We start from the raw sequence: 18,106 nt of genomic DNA, 5'->3' as shown, positions 1-18,106 counted from the left end.
CCTGCTTTACTTAATCAGCCCCGAACAAATCTCGGGTATACACTTTTTCTTGTACATCTTGAAGTTCAACCGCCATACGATTAGAAACAATCACATCAGACATCGCTTTAAATGCTTCAAGATCTTTGATGACTTTCGAATTAAAGAATTCATCTTCTTCCAGTACGGGTTCAAACACCACCACTTCAATACCTTTGGCTTTTATACGTTTCATGATGCCTTGAATACTGGATGCACGGAAATTATCTGACCCCGATTTCATTATTAAGCGATAAACCCCAACCACTTTAGGCTGTTTGGCAATAATTGAATCTGCAATAAAGTCTTTACGTGTGGTATTCGCATCCACAATCGCACCAATAATGTTATTCGGCACGTCACGGTAATTCGCGCGTAATTGCTTAGTATCTTTCGGCAAGCAGTAACCACCATAACCAAAGGATGGATTATTATAATGATTGCCAATGCGAGGGTCTAAACCTACGCCTTCGATAATCTGACGACTATCTAAGCCTAATGCTTCCGCATAGCTATCAAGTTCATTAAAATAAGCCACACGCATCGCAAGGTAAGTATTGGAAAATAATTTTACCGCTTCTGCTTCTGTAGAATCTGTAAATAAAACGGCAATGTCTTGCTTTTCAGCACCTTGTTTTAATAGTCCTGCAAAGATCTCAGCTCGCTCTGAACGTTCACCAACAATAATACGAGAAGGATGTAAATTATCGTACAGTGCACGACCTTCACGTAAAAACTCTGGCGAGAACATAATATTTGTAATGCCGAACTGTTTTTTAATACTTTCTGTATATCCAACAGGCACGGTTGATTTAATCACCATGGTCGCTGATGGATTTTTCTCTATCACATCTTTAATAACGGCTTCTACTGAGCTGGTATTAAAGTAATTTGTGATCGGATCATAATCAGTTGGGGTCGCTATAATGACAAATTCAGCGCCATCATAAGCATGTGATGCATCCGTTGTTGCTACAAGGTTCAATACTTTATGCTGTAAAAACGCTTCAATTTCCGTATCAACAATTGGAGAGAGACCTTGATTAATTAACGCAACTTTCTCTTCAATAATATCGAGTGCAACAACCTCATTATGCTGAGATAACAGCACCGCATTAGACAGACCGACATAGCCGGTTCCCACCACAGTAATTTTCATTACCTAACCTCAATGAATAAATGTGCAAGTAACTGTAATTCAACCCTTGCCTACTGACTTTAGTGTAACTGAAAACATGTTAAAAAAACAAAAGCAGCAATAACTAACAACTATCTCACTGTATTATTGAAAAAGAGTGAATAAAAAAAGAGCCATAATCACTTATGGCTCTTTCTTAATATAAACGGTGAGTAATTAAATACGATTACGCTTCGTATTTCTTAATCACTAGTGTTGCGTTAGTACCACCAAAACCAAAGCTGTTAGACATAACAGTCTTCAGTTCAACATCACGCTTCTCAGTCACAATATCAAGACCTTGTGCTGCTTCGTCTAGGTTATCAATATTGATGCTTGGTGCAACAAAACCGTGCTCTAACATCAATGTTGAATAAATCGCTTCGTGCACACCCGCCGCACCCAATGCGTGACCCGTCATGGCTTTTGTTGCAGAAATTGCAGGGCTGTTTTCGCCAAATAGCTCTTGGATTGCACCTAACTCTTTCACATCACCAACAGGCGTTGATGTACCGTGAGTATTGATGTAATCAACAGGCGCATCTAGATCTTGCATCGCCATCTTCATACAACGAACTGCGCCTTCACCTGAAGGTGCAACCATATCGTAACCATCAGATGTTGCGCCATAACCGACGATCTCACCGTAGATTTTTGCGCCACGTGCTAGTGCGTGTTCTAGCTCTTCAACCACAACCATACCGCCACCACCAGAAATCACGAAACCATCGCGATCAGCATCATAAGTACGTGATGCTTTTGATGGATCATCATTATATTTGGTTGATAGTGCGCCCATTGCGTCAAACATCATCGTTAATGACCAATCTAGCTCTTCACCACCACCTGCAAAAACAACGTCTTGTTTGCCCAGTTGGATTAGCTCTAATGCGTGACCAATACAGTGTGCAGATGTTGCACATGCAGAGCTCATGGTGTAGTTAACACCACGGATCTTAAACGGTGTTGCTAAACACGCAGAAACCGTTGAAGACATTGTACGGGGTACCATGTAAGGACCCACACGTTTCACGCCTTTTTCACGTAGCGTATCAACTGCAATGTATTGGTTATGCGAAGACGCGCCACCTGAACCTGCCACAAGACCAGTACGCTCATTAGAAACTTGATCTTCAGCTAAGCCTGAATCGGCAACCGCTTGTTCCATTGATAGGTAAGCAAAAGCTGCAGCGTCACCCATGAAACGCATTTTTTTACGATCAATATGTTCTGCTGGGTTAATTTTCAAATCACCCCAAACATTTGAACGTAGTTTCATTTCAGCAAACTGCTCAGAAAAATTAATGCCTGACTTGCCTGTTTTCAATGACTCTAGTACTTCTGCAACGTTGTTACCAATACTAGATACAATGCCCATGCCTGTAATTACGGCTCGTTTCATGATGACTTCCTACTAAAATTAATTGGATATAGCCTAACCGTGAACTTTCTCTACGGTGGATTTTCTCCCAAACGGCTTTAAGATGCGCGTTCATAACAGCAATTTTACCGTCTTAACGGAACATCATATCTTAAAGCGGTTTGGCGTTTGTTATACCGAGATAACAGAGCTATCGACTATAACGGCTTTAGTGGTAAAAAGTGGTCAGCTTTCCTGATATTCGGGTACAATCGGTTCAAAATTGCCATTTCTTTCTATATTACGCCTAAAAGTGGTGATATTTAAACCAAGTTTTTCATAATCGTTTGTCCGTTATAAAAGAGGTTTCCCTTTTGTCTTCTTCACAACAAGAAAAATCCCCCTTACAAATTGAAAATGCCGTTCTTGATTGGAATGATGTGGGAACCCCCGTCTCAAATAACTTTGATGATGTCTACTTCTCCAACGTTAATGGATTAGAAGAAACGCGCTATGTTTTCATTAAGCAAAATGGCTTACCTGAGCGCTGGATTGACGGTGACCGTCGTCGTTTTGTTATTGCAGAAACAGGATTTGGTACCGGATTAAACTTTTTAGCCGTATGGAAAGCATTTAAAGATTACCGCTCTCAACACCCTGATGCCACAACCACTGAGCTACATTTTATCAGCTTTGAAAAATTCCCGGTAACTCAGCAAGATTTGATTAAAGCCCATCAAGCATGGCCTGAACTTGCTGAGTTTGCAGAGCAACTTCATGCCCATTACCCACCCGCTATTGCAGACTGTCATCGTATCGTATTAGAAGATGGCATGATCACCTTAGACCTCTGGTTTGGTGATATTAAAGATTGTATCCCTCAAGTATGGGTTGGCGATGAGGGTATCGTCGATGCATGGTTCCTTGATGGTTTTGCCCCTAGCAAAAACCCTGAAATGTGGAATCAAAACTTATTTAACGGCATGGTTAAAATGGCACGTAAAGATTGTAGCGTAGCAACCTTTACCGCTGCGGGCTTTGTTCGTCGAGGGTTAATAGAAGCCGGTTTTGATATGCGCAAAACCAAGGGCTTTGGTACTAAACGTGACATGATCGTAGGTCACGTTGTTGAACGTCAGCATAAAACGAATATTATGCCTTGGTATAATCGTGAAGCACAGACAGAGCCAAACGCAAATATTGCGATTATTGGTGGTGGTATCGCATCAGCAACTACCGCACTGGCTTTGCTTCGTCGTGGTCAAAATGTCACATTATATTGCGCTGACAATGAACTTGCTGAAGGTGCATCAGGCAACCGACAAGGCGCAGTCTACCCGCTATTGAATGGCAATAATGATAAGTTATCCCGTTTTTTCTCTAGCGCTTTTATCTATGCACGACAACTTATAGAGCAAGCTGCAATTCACAGCGATTTTAGTCATAACTGGTGCGGTGTAACCCAATTAGCATGGGATGATAAATCAAGCCATAAACTCGCAAATATCATCAATGGTGGTTTTGCATCTGAACTTGTTCATAAGCTCGATAAAAAACAAACCACGCAAATTACCGGTGTTGAAACGGGGTTTGAAAGTGTTCATTACCCACTTGGCGGATGGCTATCACCTAAAGAGTTAACCACAGCGTTAATTGAACATGCCGTTAATGAAGGGAAACTGACGCTACAAACACAAAAAGAATTATGTCAGCTAGAACAAGTTAACAAAACTCAATGGCAACTGACTTTTACAGATGGTAGTGAAACGCGGCATAGCACGGTTATTTTGGCTAATGGTCACCGCTTTAATCAATATCCTCAAACCCAGCAGATCCCTGCTTCTTCTGTACGCGGGCAAGTCAGCCACGTGCCGACCAACCCATCACTGGGCGAGCTAAAAACGGTGCTTTGTTATGACGGCTATCTCACTCCAATAAATCCAGAAAACCAAAGTCACTGCATTGGAGCAAGTTACGATCGTCGTAATATTGATCTTAATTTTAATGAAAACGACCAACAAGATAACAAGCAACGGTTAGTAAACTGCTTACCTAATGTTGAGTGGCCTAAACAAATTGATATCGATGGCTTTGATGTTCACAACAGAGCACGTGTTGGTATTCGTTGTGCAGTACGAGATCACTTACCGTATGTGGGTAATGTTTGTCGTTATGATGATTTATTACAGCAATATGATGATCTTAGAGATAATCAAATATCAGCGAAAGCTGCCCCAATCTATAGCAATCTTTTTGCTATTGTTGGTTTAGGCTCTCGTGGATTAAGCTCAGCACCATTACTCGGTGAACTCTTAGCATCGCAAATTTGTGGTGACCCACTACCACTACCACTTGACGTACTTGAAGCGCTCCACCCAGGTCGCATGTGGGTTAGAAAGCTACTTAAAGGCAAAGCAATTCAGGCACTATAAATTAATAAAAAAGCGCAATGACTATCCTCTAATTACTAGCGGATAACTTATTGCGCTTTCTTTATTTTACCGTTACTTCAATTCTGCCGACATAACATTCATTAGTTCATTATTTTCATCGCCAGATAAATCCCATACAAAAAGACCTGCAAGCTTGTTTTTCTTCACCCAATCAGCTTTGGCTTTTACCGAGCGTGAATCATCATAACTAATAAAGACTTGTTTCTCTTCATTCCACAAGTAAGGTGCCTCAGCTTTCTCGTCATAACCTGAGATATAGCCTTGTGCTTTTGTATAGTTACGTTTTAAGTCCCAATACATAAAGTAACCAGGCTCTTGTGCTGAGGTACCAAAACTTGCACCTTGCGTAGAAGAAAGCTCTTTCGGAATGGCTTTGCCATCAAATCCTTTGGTTCCTTCCCAACCTCTACCATAAAATGCCGCACCAACAACTAATTTATCAGCAGGGATCCCCAGAGAAATCATTTTATTCACAAAGACATCGGTGCCCATTCCCCACCAACCATTATCCGTTGCATGAAGATTAGTTAAATGCCCTGTTTGTGTCCCCCATCCACCTAAATAATCATAAGTCATCGCAAACATATTAGTTAAGTGCGGAGCAACAGCAGCCCAATCAATTGACTCTGCTTTACTTCCTACACCAACAGCAGTAGAAAGCTCATATTCACGCCCTGTTTTCTTCTCTAAGTTATCTAACTCAGAACGCAGTGTTTTAACTAAATGGGTATACGCTTCTTTTTCTGATGCTTTCTGCTCATCCGATAATTTAGTATCAGGATTCCAAGGAGAGGTTGTTAAACCGCCACCACCTGGGTACTCCCAATCTAAATCAATACCATCGAAAAAATCATACTGGGCAATAAGTTCAACAGCTGATTTTGAAAAGTGCTCAATCGATGCTTTATCTTTTGCCATTGCATGGAAAGGTTCAGACATTGTCCAACCACCAAAAGAAGGCAATATTTTTAATTCCGGCTTTTCATTTTTTAAATCTTTAAGCTGAGCAAAATGTCCTTTATAAGCAACCTTAGCTTTCGTCGGCCCAAAATCTTTCTGTAATGCTGATACTTGATCAACTATCACCGCACTAAAAGGCTCTTTACCCTGACATGCAGCTTCAATTTGTTTCTGTACCGCATCACTCGCACCTTGATGTGGACCGCACATGCTTAAAAAAGCATAAATAACATGAGTAAGATTACCTGCAGGAATATCTTTAACAGTATAAGGATTAGCTTCATTATTGTATTGCCAGTCGGCAAAGTAACCCGCAACAACAGGAGAATCAGCGGCAACGGCTGAAGAGCTTAATAGAGCGGCTATCGTAAGAGGTAAAATCGCTTTCATAAATGTCCTTATTTATCATTATAACTAGCGGCTAATGCTTTTAGCTTCACAATAAAAACAGAACAACAGCTAAGATAACAATAAGCCAATATAGAGTAATGACTACCTTAGTTTGAATATTGATAAGAAGGGATAAATAAAAAGCGTAAAGACTAATTTTTAGATATTTTTCAGATTCAGCTCTTATTTATAATTGAAATGAAATTTAAACCATTAATTTTATTCAATACAAAGCATCTTATTATATTGAGAGCAAACAGCGTAATCACTCTCAAAATAAAGACATTAGAAATACTATTGAATCATATTGCTATTCATGAGCAGCAATAATGATATGGGCTTCGGGCTTACAGTCTTGTAAACATTTTGCCAGTTGTGTTTGCGCAACAACATCACCATGAACAACACGGATCACAGAGGGACCCTCATTGATCCCAGCAACAAACTTGACCAAATCATCTTGCGCAGCATGAGCCGAATAACCTGACATTTGATAAATATTGGCTTTAACATCTATTACTTTATTATGTATTTCAACCACTTCATCACCGTTACATAACGCTCGCCCCAGTGTGCCTTCTGCTTGATATCCAGCAAAAATGACATCCGTTCTGGAATCTGGCAATAACGCTTCTAAGTAATTAACAATCCGTCCGCCTGCACACATTCCACTTGCGGCAACGATAATCGCAGGCTCCCCTGAATGCTTTAAACGATTAACTAACTCGATATGATCTTGATGTGTTTCTATCGTAATACACTGTTCAAAAGAAAGAGGGTGACGCCCCATATAACGTCGATCTTTTGCTTCTTTTGACCATAACTCTTGAAAATGGCGATATTGCTCCGTCACCTTCAAGGCTAACGGTGAATCTAAGATCACGGGTAACGATTTCCAGCGTCGATAGGTATTATCATGACTAGAACCTGTTAACACATCGGCTAATATATTCTCAATATCAAATAATAGCTCTTGTGTACGACCTACACTAAAAGCAGGAATTAAAATTGCTCCGCCATCTTGTAATGAATGTTCTATAATTTTCCGCAAATGAGCTTCACGTTGCTGGGTATCATGTAGGGCTTTGTCACCATAAGTACTTTCAATCACAAGCACATCGGCTTTTTCAGGAGAAACAGGATCGGTTAATAGTGGTGTATTACAAGGACCGAGATCGCCACTAAATACTACAGTATTTTGTTCTGGAAGCTCGACTTCTATATAGGCAGAACCTAGAATATGACCGGCTTGACGAAAGCGAACAGAGACACTATCTCCATTTAATAAAACGACTTTCGCCCAACAATCATAAGGAACAGGACGTATTCTTTGCTGAATAAGTTGTGTAAACTGCTTACATTGCTGAGAGTTAAATCCTAATTGAATTTTTAAACCATCTTCAAGCATTAACGGCAATAATGCTGCCGTTGCTTCTGTCGCATAAATTGGACCGGTAAAACCTGCAGCAAGTAGCCATGGGATACGACCAATATGGTCAATATGGCTATGAGTGATCAAGAGCGCTTCAATACGTTTAACATCGAATTCAATATCAAACTTATTATTCTTATTTTCAGCACCCTGAAACAGACCACAATCAATTAATAGGCTGCTATTACCAATCACTAACTCATGGCACGATCCTGTTACGCCAGTTTTTGCTCCATGGTGAATAATATCCACGAACATTCCTTGTGTTTATATTTCGTCCAATTTTTGATAATGACAGAGCTATTACCATGATAGAAATATTAACAACTAGAATCAGAGCAGGCTCACGAAATCAACGAAAAACAACCATGTGACACACAAACAACATACTACTAAATCAATAAATAAACCATATTTATAAACTGAAAATTAAAGTTTAGCCGCCCACGCTTGTGACGCTTGATCCACTAAAGTTAATGAATGTTCAAATGCTTCACGACTCTGGCGATAAGGATCTGGAATGTCACGTTGACCAACCCATTGTCCAAACAACATAGTTTTACCTCGTGCTTCAGGAGCAATATTGGTTACAGCTTCAATATGCCCTTTTTCCATCACTAAAATCAGATCATATTCATGACATAACTCAGGCGTTAATTGCTGCGCTTTATGATCGGATAAATCCACACCATATTGCTCCATCACCTCACATGCCATCGGATCAGCACCTTTGCCCACTAATCCACTTTTTTGGGTTGCAATGCCCGCTGAAGCTATATGTTTAGATGGCAACTTTTTCTGCAATATACGTTCACCCGAAGGAGAGCGGCAAATATTGCCCACACAAACCACTAGGATTTTGTTGAACATGGTTAACTCCGTTTAAAATAAAAAAGGGCTCTTTGTATGATAACAAAGAGCCCTTATAAAATGACATATTAAATCTATTTGGCGCCAAAACCAGTCAGCATTGTGCGAATTGTTTTAAATACTATATTAACATCTAACCAGAAAGATAAATTCTTAATATAATATAAATCAAAAGCTAACTTCTCAGTAGTTGATTCCGTATCATCTGCATACCCCTGGACAACCTGAGCCCATCCAGTAATACCAGGTTTCACCATATGTCGATAACCATAAAATGGAATTTCTTGCTCAAACTGTTTAACAAAACTATCTTGTTCTGGTCGAGGTCCAATAAGAGACATATCGCCCTTCAACACATTAAAGAATTGAGGGAGTTCATCAATACGTACTTTACGGATAATCTTACCAACTTTTGTAACACGAGCTTGCTCTTGGGTTGCAAACTTATCTTCTGCACCAGCTTCCTTTACAGTCATGCTACGAAACTTGTAGATACGGAAAACCTTACCACCTTGACCTACTCGCTCCTGTATAAACATTGCAGGACCTGGATTTTCCAACTTAATTAAGATCGCAGTAATCGCCATAATAGGCAAAGTGATAGGAAAAGATGCAATAATTATTAACGACTCCCAAAAACGTTTAAATGCCATATAAAGCGGATTTGGCAACAAAGTACCGATTGCATTCTCAGATAGATGCTGGGTTTGTACCTTACCTTCAAGCATCTCTTTTATGCTTTCAGCATGAAAGACAGAAATATTAGCCAAACTACAATCAGCAATGAACTTCTCTGAGTCGGGAGCTAAGTTCTTATGTAAATCAACAACTAAACCACCTTTAACATCAGTAATATTATACGGTTGTTTTAGTTCAATTACACGAACTCGTCCTTTTTGATTAAGAGACTTTATATCAAAATTTGGAATCGCGAATAGCACTAAGCGCTGAGATTCTTGACGTAACAGGGAGGTTACATAAAACCAAAGAAAGGAAAATAATCCACCATAAATCAGTGCGCTACGCGAATAATCAACACGAGTTAAAAAGACTAAGCTCATTGCGACAACAAATACTGTAGTCACTACAGGTAAGATATAATACTTACGTTCAACTAATAAATATGTGGATATTTTTGGCAAAACAATAGCACTGATTAGATAGCAACCAGATGTAATCCAAATAGAGTTTACTACCGTTGCTGGTTTGAATGGAAAAAGTACATTCAGCATTGAAACAACAAAGAAAATGCCAATAAAGTGGCAAATGTATGAGTTCGATAACAGTTTTTGAATTGGTTTTATGTTCATTAATATTCTCAAATACCACAAAATTGATACTTTAATCAAGCATTATAATTTACTTACGTGTAATTTTATAGACTCTTCTCAATAAAGATTTCGGTAGCAGTCTAATATGAGAACGAATTAAGAATCGACCAGCAATACGAGGTTTGTTAGGTACATCAGCGTTAAGAAGATACTTCATAAACCTAAGTTCTGATTTATAATAGTCAAATCCCTTTCTTCTCTCTAACATACCATTACCAATTCGAGCATTAACAAGAACCATATCCAAATTATCCAACTCGAAGCCCTTCAAATACATACGAATCCATAAATAGTAATCTTCCATGAATTTTAAATCTTGATAACTACCTGAATTAATAACCGCACTCTTCCTATACATAACAGTCATATGATTAAAGGGGTTTCGTTTAAAAATAAACTTTTTAATCGCATCACCAACAGGAACTTTACGCATACTTACAATCTGTTCAGGATTTTCTTCAAATTCAGAAATATGAGAACCACACATAGCTATATGAATATTTTTAGACATATACTCATATTGAATTTCAAATCTGTTTGGTAGGTTTATATCATCTGTATCAACTCTAGCAACTAAATCATATTGACACCTATTCAATCCTATGTTTAATGCACACCCTAAACCTACATTTTTTTCTAAAATAACTTCTACGATGGGTAGTTTTACCTTCCAGTATGACAAACATTCATACAAATCATCAGTTAAAGGTCCATCATGTACAATTATTATTTCTTTTGCCTTCATGCTTTGCTGAAATAACGATTTCAAACATAAATCTAAATTATCAGACTCCTCTCTATAATAAATAGAAATTAATACAGAGATGTTACATTTGTTCATTTCCTCATAATTCATTGTTCGACCTTATTTAGAAAATTTTTGTACTAAAGATTCATAATCTTCAACAGTATCGATTTCAAACCAATCATCACTTTTGATTTTAGATACATATACATCCAATTCATTAATATTTTCTTTAACAATATCATCCCAATAAAGGTTCATCCAATTAGAAGAGTTTAATTTCATTTTTAGACTTAACTTTTCACTTAAAATTTTTGCATCTTTAGAAGACCAATATGATACGCCACTCATGATGTAATCTTCACCACAACTAAAACTAATTTCATTTACTTTTAAAGTATCATCAAAATTAAGTTTCCATTCATTATATGAGTTCTTTTTACCAGAGAAGTATAAAGAAGATGATATCTCTTTTATAAGAAAATTATTATTCATAAAAACATCAGCATCAATAACGTATGAGTTTTCAAGCTTATCAATAATTAAACTCATCGAATAAATATTATTAAATTTGTCATAATATTTATTATGCTTTAATGATACATTGTATTTTTCAGTAAGATAGTTAAATTTAGCAGATAAGTAACCTGTCAATATTGTAATATCGTTAATACCTATTTCATGAAGATACTCAATCTGTGTTTCAATTAATGGTTTACCGTTAACACATAATAGACTTTTTGGTGTTACATTAGTTAAAGGTCTTAATCTACTACCCAACCCTGCGGCTAAAATTATTGCTCTCACTCTAAACCTTTATTTTTATTAACAAGTAAAATTGACACACCTGATAGTATTAGACACATAGAAATAAACATTGGAATATCAACGTATTGATTCAAAAATAGATAAGATATAAATACTCCCCAAAAAGAGTACGTTACATTCAATAATGTCGCAATTGGCGCCCCAAGTTTATCTATAGATGAGTACCACGTTAAGTATGATAACGTGGCAAACAAGGACGCAAAAAGTATCCAAGAAACTATTTTATAATTAAACGCTAAGAAAACACTATAATCAAAGTCTATAATAAAAGATATAATAACAAAATATAATAAAGCTGATGATAACTGCCTTATAAATAACATAACACTGGAATCTAAAGAATCATCATTGGACAATCTATCAACAACTATACATTCAAAAGACCATGTGAACACACAAATTATTGAAAAAAATATCCCCATGAAAATCTTCTCGACAAAAATAGTATTTGCAGAGAAAAGATTAACTCCAATACAACCTATAACAGTAAGTAAAATTGACAATATAGTATATTTTTTAATTTTCTCTCCAAATAAAAATGATAAAACTATTGCTATTATAACCGGGTATATTGCCACTGTACTTGTTGCTACAGCCACCCCAAGATACTTTATCGCTAGTAAGTAACATGTCAGACCTACAGGTCCAGCTAAAAAGCCTGAGAGTGATAAATAATAATGCTTTCTTATGTTAAGTTTCTTTAAATCATTTAATTTAATTTTGAAAATAAATACAGTAATTGCTGAAAAAGAATCATGGATAAAGGCAACTAAAATAACACCTAAAGGTATATATAAACCAAAATTAGGAATCCCTTCTTGACTTAATATAAAGCTTAATAATGCCGCATTAACAGCCCAAAAAACACCTGAAAATAGCCCTAAATTATAGCCGTTATTATATTTCAGATTAAAGTCCATTTAATTTAGCCTTAAATCGCTCAAATCGCCCTAAGCCATAATCATAATGATCACTACCAGATTCTGACTTAACTACTGACCATAATGTCCATAAATAATCTTGAAATATATAACAACAATTCAATCTAAATAACTCATCATCTGTTATTTTACGATTAAAATAACAAAATAATGATTGTTCTATTTCATAACTATTAAAATCAGCTTCTAGATAAAGAGCTGCTAAATCCCAAAGAGGATCATTAAGACCAGAATACTCCCAATCAATCAGATACATATCTCCATTTGATTTTATGAAATTCTCTGGAACTGTATCATTGTGACAAGAACAGAAATTAAAATCCAATTTGTTATATTTAGATATTAATTTTTTAACAATTGGATAAAAAACTTCCAACTCATCATAAAAAACTTTATTTTTAATTTTTTGATAATAACTATCAACTTCATCATTAATGCTAAATAGATTATTAAATTTATTATTTCCTTTATGTAATCTTTTTAATAAAAGAGAGCATGATAAAATATTTTCTTTAACTGTTTTTCTATTTAAAGTTTCAGCTCCATTTATGTAAGGAGTAATTTTCACACCATCAACAGTTGAAAAATAACTAGGCTTTATATCTATGTTAGAGATTGAAGCAACATATGTATTATGCTTTTCATTAGTTCTATTTATTATACTATCCGTTCCTACTCCTGGAATTCTTATAACATATTTAGAGTTACAACAATCAGTAACTAAAAAGTTTTTATTAGTCATCCCACCGAGAGGCTCTATTAAGCTAACTTTTTTATTTATGTTCTTCTCAAATATATTTAACACTTCATCATTATCAAATGTAGCATATAATCTATTTAATCTTAATAAAAAATCACTTATCTCTTCAGTATTTAATGATTCACTTGGCACCTCAAACCAGAGAAAGTCATCCAAATAGCATGTTGACACTAAATAATCACTATCAATGATTTTTTTATCAAATGAACATTCATTTCCGGAAATATATAATTCAAATAAATATTTATATAAGTCATTAGATACTTTAAATAAACCAAGATATTCTTTATACGTTTCTTTATCATTTACTCCAACCGATAAGAAATCATTTGAAATATTAATTATATGGTTTTCTTCATATCTTGAGTTTGTCACTAATACAGAGTTATTATTGTTACTTTTCAACAACACATCGATAGCTTTTCTGTCAAAAATAATATTTCCATCAATAATAATATAAGAATCCACACAAGGATCACTTAAATCATAAGAACATAGAGTGTGTAGTGAAAAATTTTTAATTGATGATATTGGTATAATATTTACATTCGGATCATTAACCTTACTAATAAAACACTCATAATTATAATCATCAACAACAACATCTATTAACTCAATATTATAAAATTTAACATTCTCAATAATCTTATTTATTACTAATTGACCTTGAAAGCTCAAGCAACTTACTGGTTTATTATGTTTTTGATTAGCACAAAGAATAATAGCTTTATTTTTCATATAGTTCTATCGATACAGAGTGATTAACTCTCTTACTTTCTTCTGGCAATTGCATGTAATTTTTTCCATATAGTGTTTCTAAATATTTTTCGGTATTGTTTGGACAACTAAAATAAAAATTACAGAACTTAATTTCTTTTAAAGGAAATATTACATCATAGTTATTAAAATAATTGCAGTTTGGAATTTCTATACCATAACCTACATTTTCACTATATTTAACATTTTGACTTTTTATTATATTTTTTTTCCATGACTCTATAGCTTTCCATGGCAATATTTTTGAAACAATTGCTAGTATATATCTCAAATATGACTTATGTTTTTTAAACAGCGAAGATGTCTTTATATAATATAAAACAGAAAACAACCTTTGTACTCTAATTATATTTTTATTTTCTGAGTAGTAATCCATTGGAAATACATCAACAAACAATCCTTTATGAAAATCACCGTTTTCAACACCATACAAAACATCATCACTTTCAATGATTTTAGTGTTATTTAACCTTATTTTACATGGAATAGTTCTTTTCGGATAATGTTTATCAGTATCAGCAGTCTGTAGAAAGAATTCACTATTTAACTCTGACTTACAACAATCAATAAATTTATTATAGTCTTCTCTTAACATACAAACATCAATATCATCATCCCAAGGAATGAAGCCAAGATGTCTTTTCGCACCTAGTAATGTGCCCGCATCTAACCAATAATTGATATTGTTTAATTTACAAATGCGATCTATTTCAACTAGAATAGTAAGCATCCTATCTTGAGCTTTCTTTATATTATTCATTTTTCATCAAAAAGTTAAAAACTAAACACAATTTATTTTGGGCTGACTCAATATTATTTGACTCTATGTAACACCTAAACTCAGGTGCATTTCCTGAGGGTCTTAAGTGAATAACATCTCCATTAAATAACGTTATTCTCAGCCCATCGGTTATATCTACAGTTGTTATATCTATATTACCAAGGCCTATTTTCGATAAAAACTTAGCAGGATTTTCTATTGCTTCTTTAAGAATTGCTATACTTTTTTCAGTTGCAAAATTCTGAATACGATCACTGTGTGTAAAACGCTGAGGTAATGCATTTACTAAGTTGTATATTGGTCTTTCTTTTATTACTGCTGCTGATAATAGCATCAATGCAGGCAATACTGCATCACGAGTAGGTAATGCTTTAATTGCTTTACCATTAACTAATGTATGAGAGCCTAATAAAAAGCCACCGTTAGCTTCAAAACCTGCTACTGAATTATATTGCTTCAATAACGAATCAAACTCAGCAATGACGTAAGGAGAACCTATTTTTGTACGTGTTACATGATTAAAACGCTCACAGCCTTCAATGGCAGTATTGCAACTTACAGGAACAGCTAGAGCTTCAATATTCATTGCATCAGCACACAGCAAACCTAAAATATCGCCACGTAGCCAATCACCGTTTTCATCAGCGACCAATGGGCGGTCACCATCACCATCGGTTGAAAATATAAAATCAAGGTTATACTCTTTTGACCAGTTTTTTGCTTTTTGCTTGTCTGCGTCTGATACCGCTTCCGTATCAATCGGTACAAACTTATCACTTCGCTCTAGAGCAATGACTTCAGCACCCAATGCTTCAAACATCGGCGCATAAAGGTCTCGCCCGGCACTGGAATGTTCATAAATACCAATACGCTTACCTGTCAGCATTTGACTATCAAACAAAGAAGTGTAGCGCTTAATATATTGGTTTGCCGCTTTATCGCTTACAGTTAAGACAGGCAAATCCGTAATAGCTTCAAATTCAGTAGTGGCATTTAAAATAGCCTGTTCATCCGCTTTACTGATTTCTCCATCGGGACGGTAAAACTTTAAACCATTACGATCGAAAGGAATGTGACTGCCTGTGACCATAATACAAGGGATATTATCTTGCATTGACATGTAAGCTAACGCGGGGGTTGGTACCACACCATAATAAGCCACCTCAAGCCCTAACTGCTCAATAGCTTTAGCACATGCTTGTCCCATTGCTGGACTGCTTGGTCGATTATCAATCGCTATAGCAACTTGCTGAAATGCAAACTGTGATTGAATAGAAGTAAGAAATGCATGAGTAAAAGCAGCACAAGCATTAGCAGTGAACTGTTCAACTAATCCACGAGCACCACTGGTACCAAATAGAATACCCGATTCTTTAATAACCTCTTTTGACACTAACATCATTAGTACCCTACTCCATAATCCTCAACACGCACCACATCATCTTCCGATAAATACGCACCAGAACGCACTTCAATTAATTCTAAAGGGATTTGCCCAGGATTCGCTATCGAATGCGGAGAGCCGATAGGAATGTACGTTGATTCATTTTCTGTTAGTAAATAGCTTTTATCGCCATTGATGACTTTGGCAGTCCCTTTCACGACCACCCAATGCTCAGCACGGTGATAATGCATTTGGGTAGCAGTACGCTCACCCGGTTTAACTATCACATGCTTAACGTGGAATCGGTCACCTTCTGCGATTTCATCATGTGTTCCCCAAGGACGGTACACTTCACGATGCTGCAAGTATTCATAGCGGTTGGCTTGTTTCAACTGACCAACAATGCCTTTCACATCTTGCACTTTGTCTTTGTGCGCAACAAGTACCGCATCTTTAGTTTCAACGACTACCAAGCCTTCAACCCCAACCGTGGCAACTAACTTATCTTGTGAGTAGATATAGCTGTTAGTGGTGTTTTCAACTAACACATCACCACGCGTCGCATTGCCGAACGCATCTTTTTCATTGACTTCCCACAGCGCCGACCAAGAGCCCACATCACTCCAGTTTGCATCCATAGGCACCACAACCGCATCTTGCGTTTTTTCCATTACAGCATAATCAATAGAATCATCTGGGCATGTCATGAACGTTTTTTTGTCTAAACGCGTAAAGTCTAAGTCCACACTTGAATTATCCATGGCAACTTGACAAGCTTTTAAAATCTCAGGGGCATATTTTTCAAGCTCGGCTATGTAGCGAGAAGCTTTGAAGAGAAACATACCGCTGTTCCAGTAATACTCACCGCTAGTAACATACGCTTTTGCTGTCTCTAATTGTGGCTTTTCAACAAAGGCATCCACACAATAAGCATCATTATTTAATGCCTCACCACGATGAATATAACCATACCCCGTTTCTGGATGTGTCGGTACAATACCAAAAGTGACAAGTTTGCCTTTTTCTGCTTCTGCTTTTGCATATCGGACTGACGCTAAGAAAGCATCGGTATCTTGAATGATATGGTCAGCCGCTAATACTAACAATAATGGGTCTTCATCATTGGCTACAGCTTTGAGTGCTGCGAGCGCAATAGCTGGAGCGGTATTACGTCCAACTGGCTCTAAGATAATCCCACTATTATCCATCCCACCTTTGCGCAATTGCTCTGCCACAATAAAGCGGTGCTCTTCATTACAAATCAGTAATGGGGCTTGATGTTCAATGCCATCAAGACGCTTAACCGTTTCCTGCAACATGGTCGCATTTGAAGTTAACGCTAAAAACTGTTTAGGATAAAGGGTACGGGATAACGGCCACAGGCGGCTACCTGAGCCGCCTGCCATGATTACAGGTAGAAGCATAATCCGTTCTTCTTTTGTTTAGAGAAAATAAAGCTTGGTATGACGATGAACATCGCCAGTATTCAGTAAGGTTGCCACATCAAACCATTGGTAGTGACCATGCTGCTCTTTGGGTAATTGCGTCAACGGTACATCAAACTTCAGACGATAACCCAGTACAACGTAATGCGTGGTGAAGTCATCACCCGAGAAGTTATCATCATAAAAATGTTCAAACGGACCAATTAAGGTCGCATCAGACAATTGCAACTCAACCCCTAACTCTTCTTTCGTCAATCGAGCAAATGCCGTCGCCAAGGTTTCGTCTTTTAATACGCGCCCACCAGGGACGAACCAATAACCTTGCGCCGGCTTATTCAAGCGCTGTCCAAGCAGCACATACCCATCTGCATTTTCAACGATTAAATCAAGAGAAATAAGTGGGGTATGTGCCACAACGGTTTGAAATGTGTGTGTATCTAACCGTTGTGTCATG

The 18,106-nt window shown here is 36.7% G+C and carries 15 protein-coding genes; 1 reads left to right on the top strand and 14 read right to left on the bottom strand.

What is annotated here, in order from left to right; all coding sequences use genetic code 11:
* Positions 1–10: 10 nt before the first annotated feature.
* Together C9J38_RS04505 and fabB are read right to left on the bottom strand one after the other, a co-directional pair.
* Positions 11–1,177: a nucleotide sugar dehydrogenase gene (locus tag C9J38_RS04505; protein WP_107206054.1), complete on the bottom strand. Its 1,167-nt coding sequence runs from the start codon at positions 1,175–1,177 to the stop codon at positions 11–13.
* A 205-nt stretch (positions 1,178–1,382) separates the two neighbouring features.
* The gene (fabB, locus tag C9J38_RS04500) at positions 1,383–2,597 is read right to left on the bottom strand and encodes a beta-ketoacyl-ACP synthase I (RefSeq protein ID WP_107206053.1); all 1,215 of its coding nucleotides are present in this window, start codon (positions 2,595–2,597) and stop codon (positions 1,383–1,385) included.
* A gap of 332 nt (positions 2,598–2,929) precedes the next feature.
* Between fabB and mnmC the strand changes: the two genes are divergently transcribed.
* Entirely contained in the window at positions 2,930–4,987 is a 2,058-nt protein-coding gene (gene mnmC, locus C9J38_RS04495; protein WP_107206052.1) for a bifunctional tRNA (5-methylaminomethyl-2-thiouridine)(34)-methyltransferase MnmD/FAD-dependent 5-carboxymethylaminomethyl-2-thiouridine(34) oxidoreductase MnmC, read from the top strand.
* Positions 4,988–5,059: 72 nt separating this feature from the next.
* Here mnmC and C9J38_RS04490 read toward each other — a convergent pair whose 3' ends face one another.
* The 12 genes from C9J38_RS04490 to C9J38_RS04435 form a co-directional block, all read right to left on the bottom strand.
* On the bottom strand, positions 5,060–6,358 hold the full coding sequence (locus C9J38_RS04490; protein ID WP_107206051.1) for a glycoside hydrolase family 18 protein: 1,299 nt from the start codon (positions 6,356–6,358) through the stop codon (positions 5,060–5,062).
* A gap of 310 nt (positions 6,359–6,668) precedes the next feature.
* On the bottom strand, positions 6,669–8,042 hold the full coding sequence (locus tag C9J38_RS04485; protein ID WP_107206050.1) for an MBL fold metallo-hydrolase: 1,374 nt from the start codon (positions 8,040–8,042) through the stop codon (positions 6,669–6,671).
* Positions 8,043–8,219: 177 nt separating this feature from the next.
* Complete coding sequence (locus C9J38_RS04480; protein ID WP_107206049.1) at positions 8,220–8,660, bottom strand: phosphotyrosine protein phosphatase; 441 nt, start codon at positions 8,658–8,660, stop codon at positions 8,220–8,222.
* A 74-nt stretch (positions 8,661–8,734) separates the two neighbouring features.
* Positions 8,735–9,970, bottom strand: a complete 1,236-nt coding sequence (locus C9J38_RS04475; RefSeq protein ID WP_199195409.1) for a sugar transferase — start codon at positions 9,968–9,970, stop codon at positions 8,735–8,737.
* Between the two features lie 49 nt (positions 9,971–10,019).
* Entirely contained in the window at positions 10,020–10,847 is an 828-nt protein-coding gene (locus C9J38_RS04470; protein WP_233218468.1) for a glycosyltransferase, read from the bottom strand.
* 9 nt (positions 10,848–10,856) lie between these two features.
* Positions 10,857–11,543 carry a sugar phosphate nucleotidyltransferase gene (locus tag C9J38_RS04465; RefSeq protein WP_107206048.1) on the bottom strand — a complete coding sequence of 229 codons (687 nt, stop codon included), beginning with the start codon at positions 11,541–11,543 and terminating at the stop codon, positions 10,857–10,859.
* On the bottom strand, positions 11,540–12,484 hold the full coding sequence (locus C9J38_RS04460; RefSeq protein WP_107206047.1) for a DMT family transporter: 945 nt from the start codon (positions 12,482–12,484) through the stop codon (positions 11,540–11,542). The genes C9J38_RS04465 and C9J38_RS04460 overlap by 4 nt, the downstream gene beginning before the upstream one ends.
* Positions 12,474–14,003 carry a choline kinase family protein gene (locus tag C9J38_RS04455; RefSeq protein ID WP_107206046.1) on the bottom strand — a complete coding sequence of 510 codons (1,530 nt, stop codon included), beginning with the start codon at positions 14,001–14,003 and terminating at the stop codon, positions 12,474–12,476. Before C9J38_RS04455 ends, C9J38_RS04460 begins: the two co-directional genes overlap by 11 nt.
* Positions 13,993–14,802: a phosphorylcholine transferase LicD gene (locus C9J38_RS04450; protein ID WP_107206045.1), complete on the bottom strand. Its 810-nt coding sequence runs from the start codon at positions 14,800–14,802 to the stop codon at positions 13,993–13,995. The genes C9J38_RS04455 and C9J38_RS04450 overlap by 11 nt, the downstream gene beginning before the upstream one ends.
* Positions 14,795–16,222 (bottom strand): phosphomannomutase, encoded by a 1,428-nt coding sequence (locus C9J38_RS04445; RefSeq protein WP_304588849.1) that lies wholly within the window; start codon positions 16,220–16,222, stop codon positions 14,795–14,797. Before C9J38_RS04445 ends, C9J38_RS04450 begins: the two co-directional genes overlap by 8 nt.
* Before the next feature lie 2 nt (positions 16,223–16,224).
* Positions 16,225–17,631 (bottom strand): mannose-1-phosphate guanylyltransferase/mannose-6-phosphate isomerase, encoded by a 1,407-nt coding sequence (locus C9J38_RS04440; RefSeq protein ID WP_107206043.1) that lies wholly within the window; start codon positions 17,629–17,631, stop codon positions 16,225–16,227.
* A gap of 18 nt (positions 17,632–17,649) precedes the next feature.
* Positions 17,650–18,105, bottom strand: coding sequence for a GDP-mannose mannosyl hydrolase (locus tag C9J38_RS04435; RefSeq protein ID WP_107206042.1), 456 nt, complete (start codon positions 18,103–18,105; stop codon positions 17,650–17,652).
* Position 18,106: the final 1 nt, after the last annotated feature.

Origin of the sequence: Photobacterium sp. GB-210 (assembly GCF_003026075.1) — a bacterium.
Taxonomy (GTDB): domain Bacteria; phylum Pseudomonadota; class Gammaproteobacteria; order Enterobacterales; family Vibrionaceae; genus Photobacterium.
This window is presented reverse-complemented; position numbering and strand designations above follow the sequence as displayed.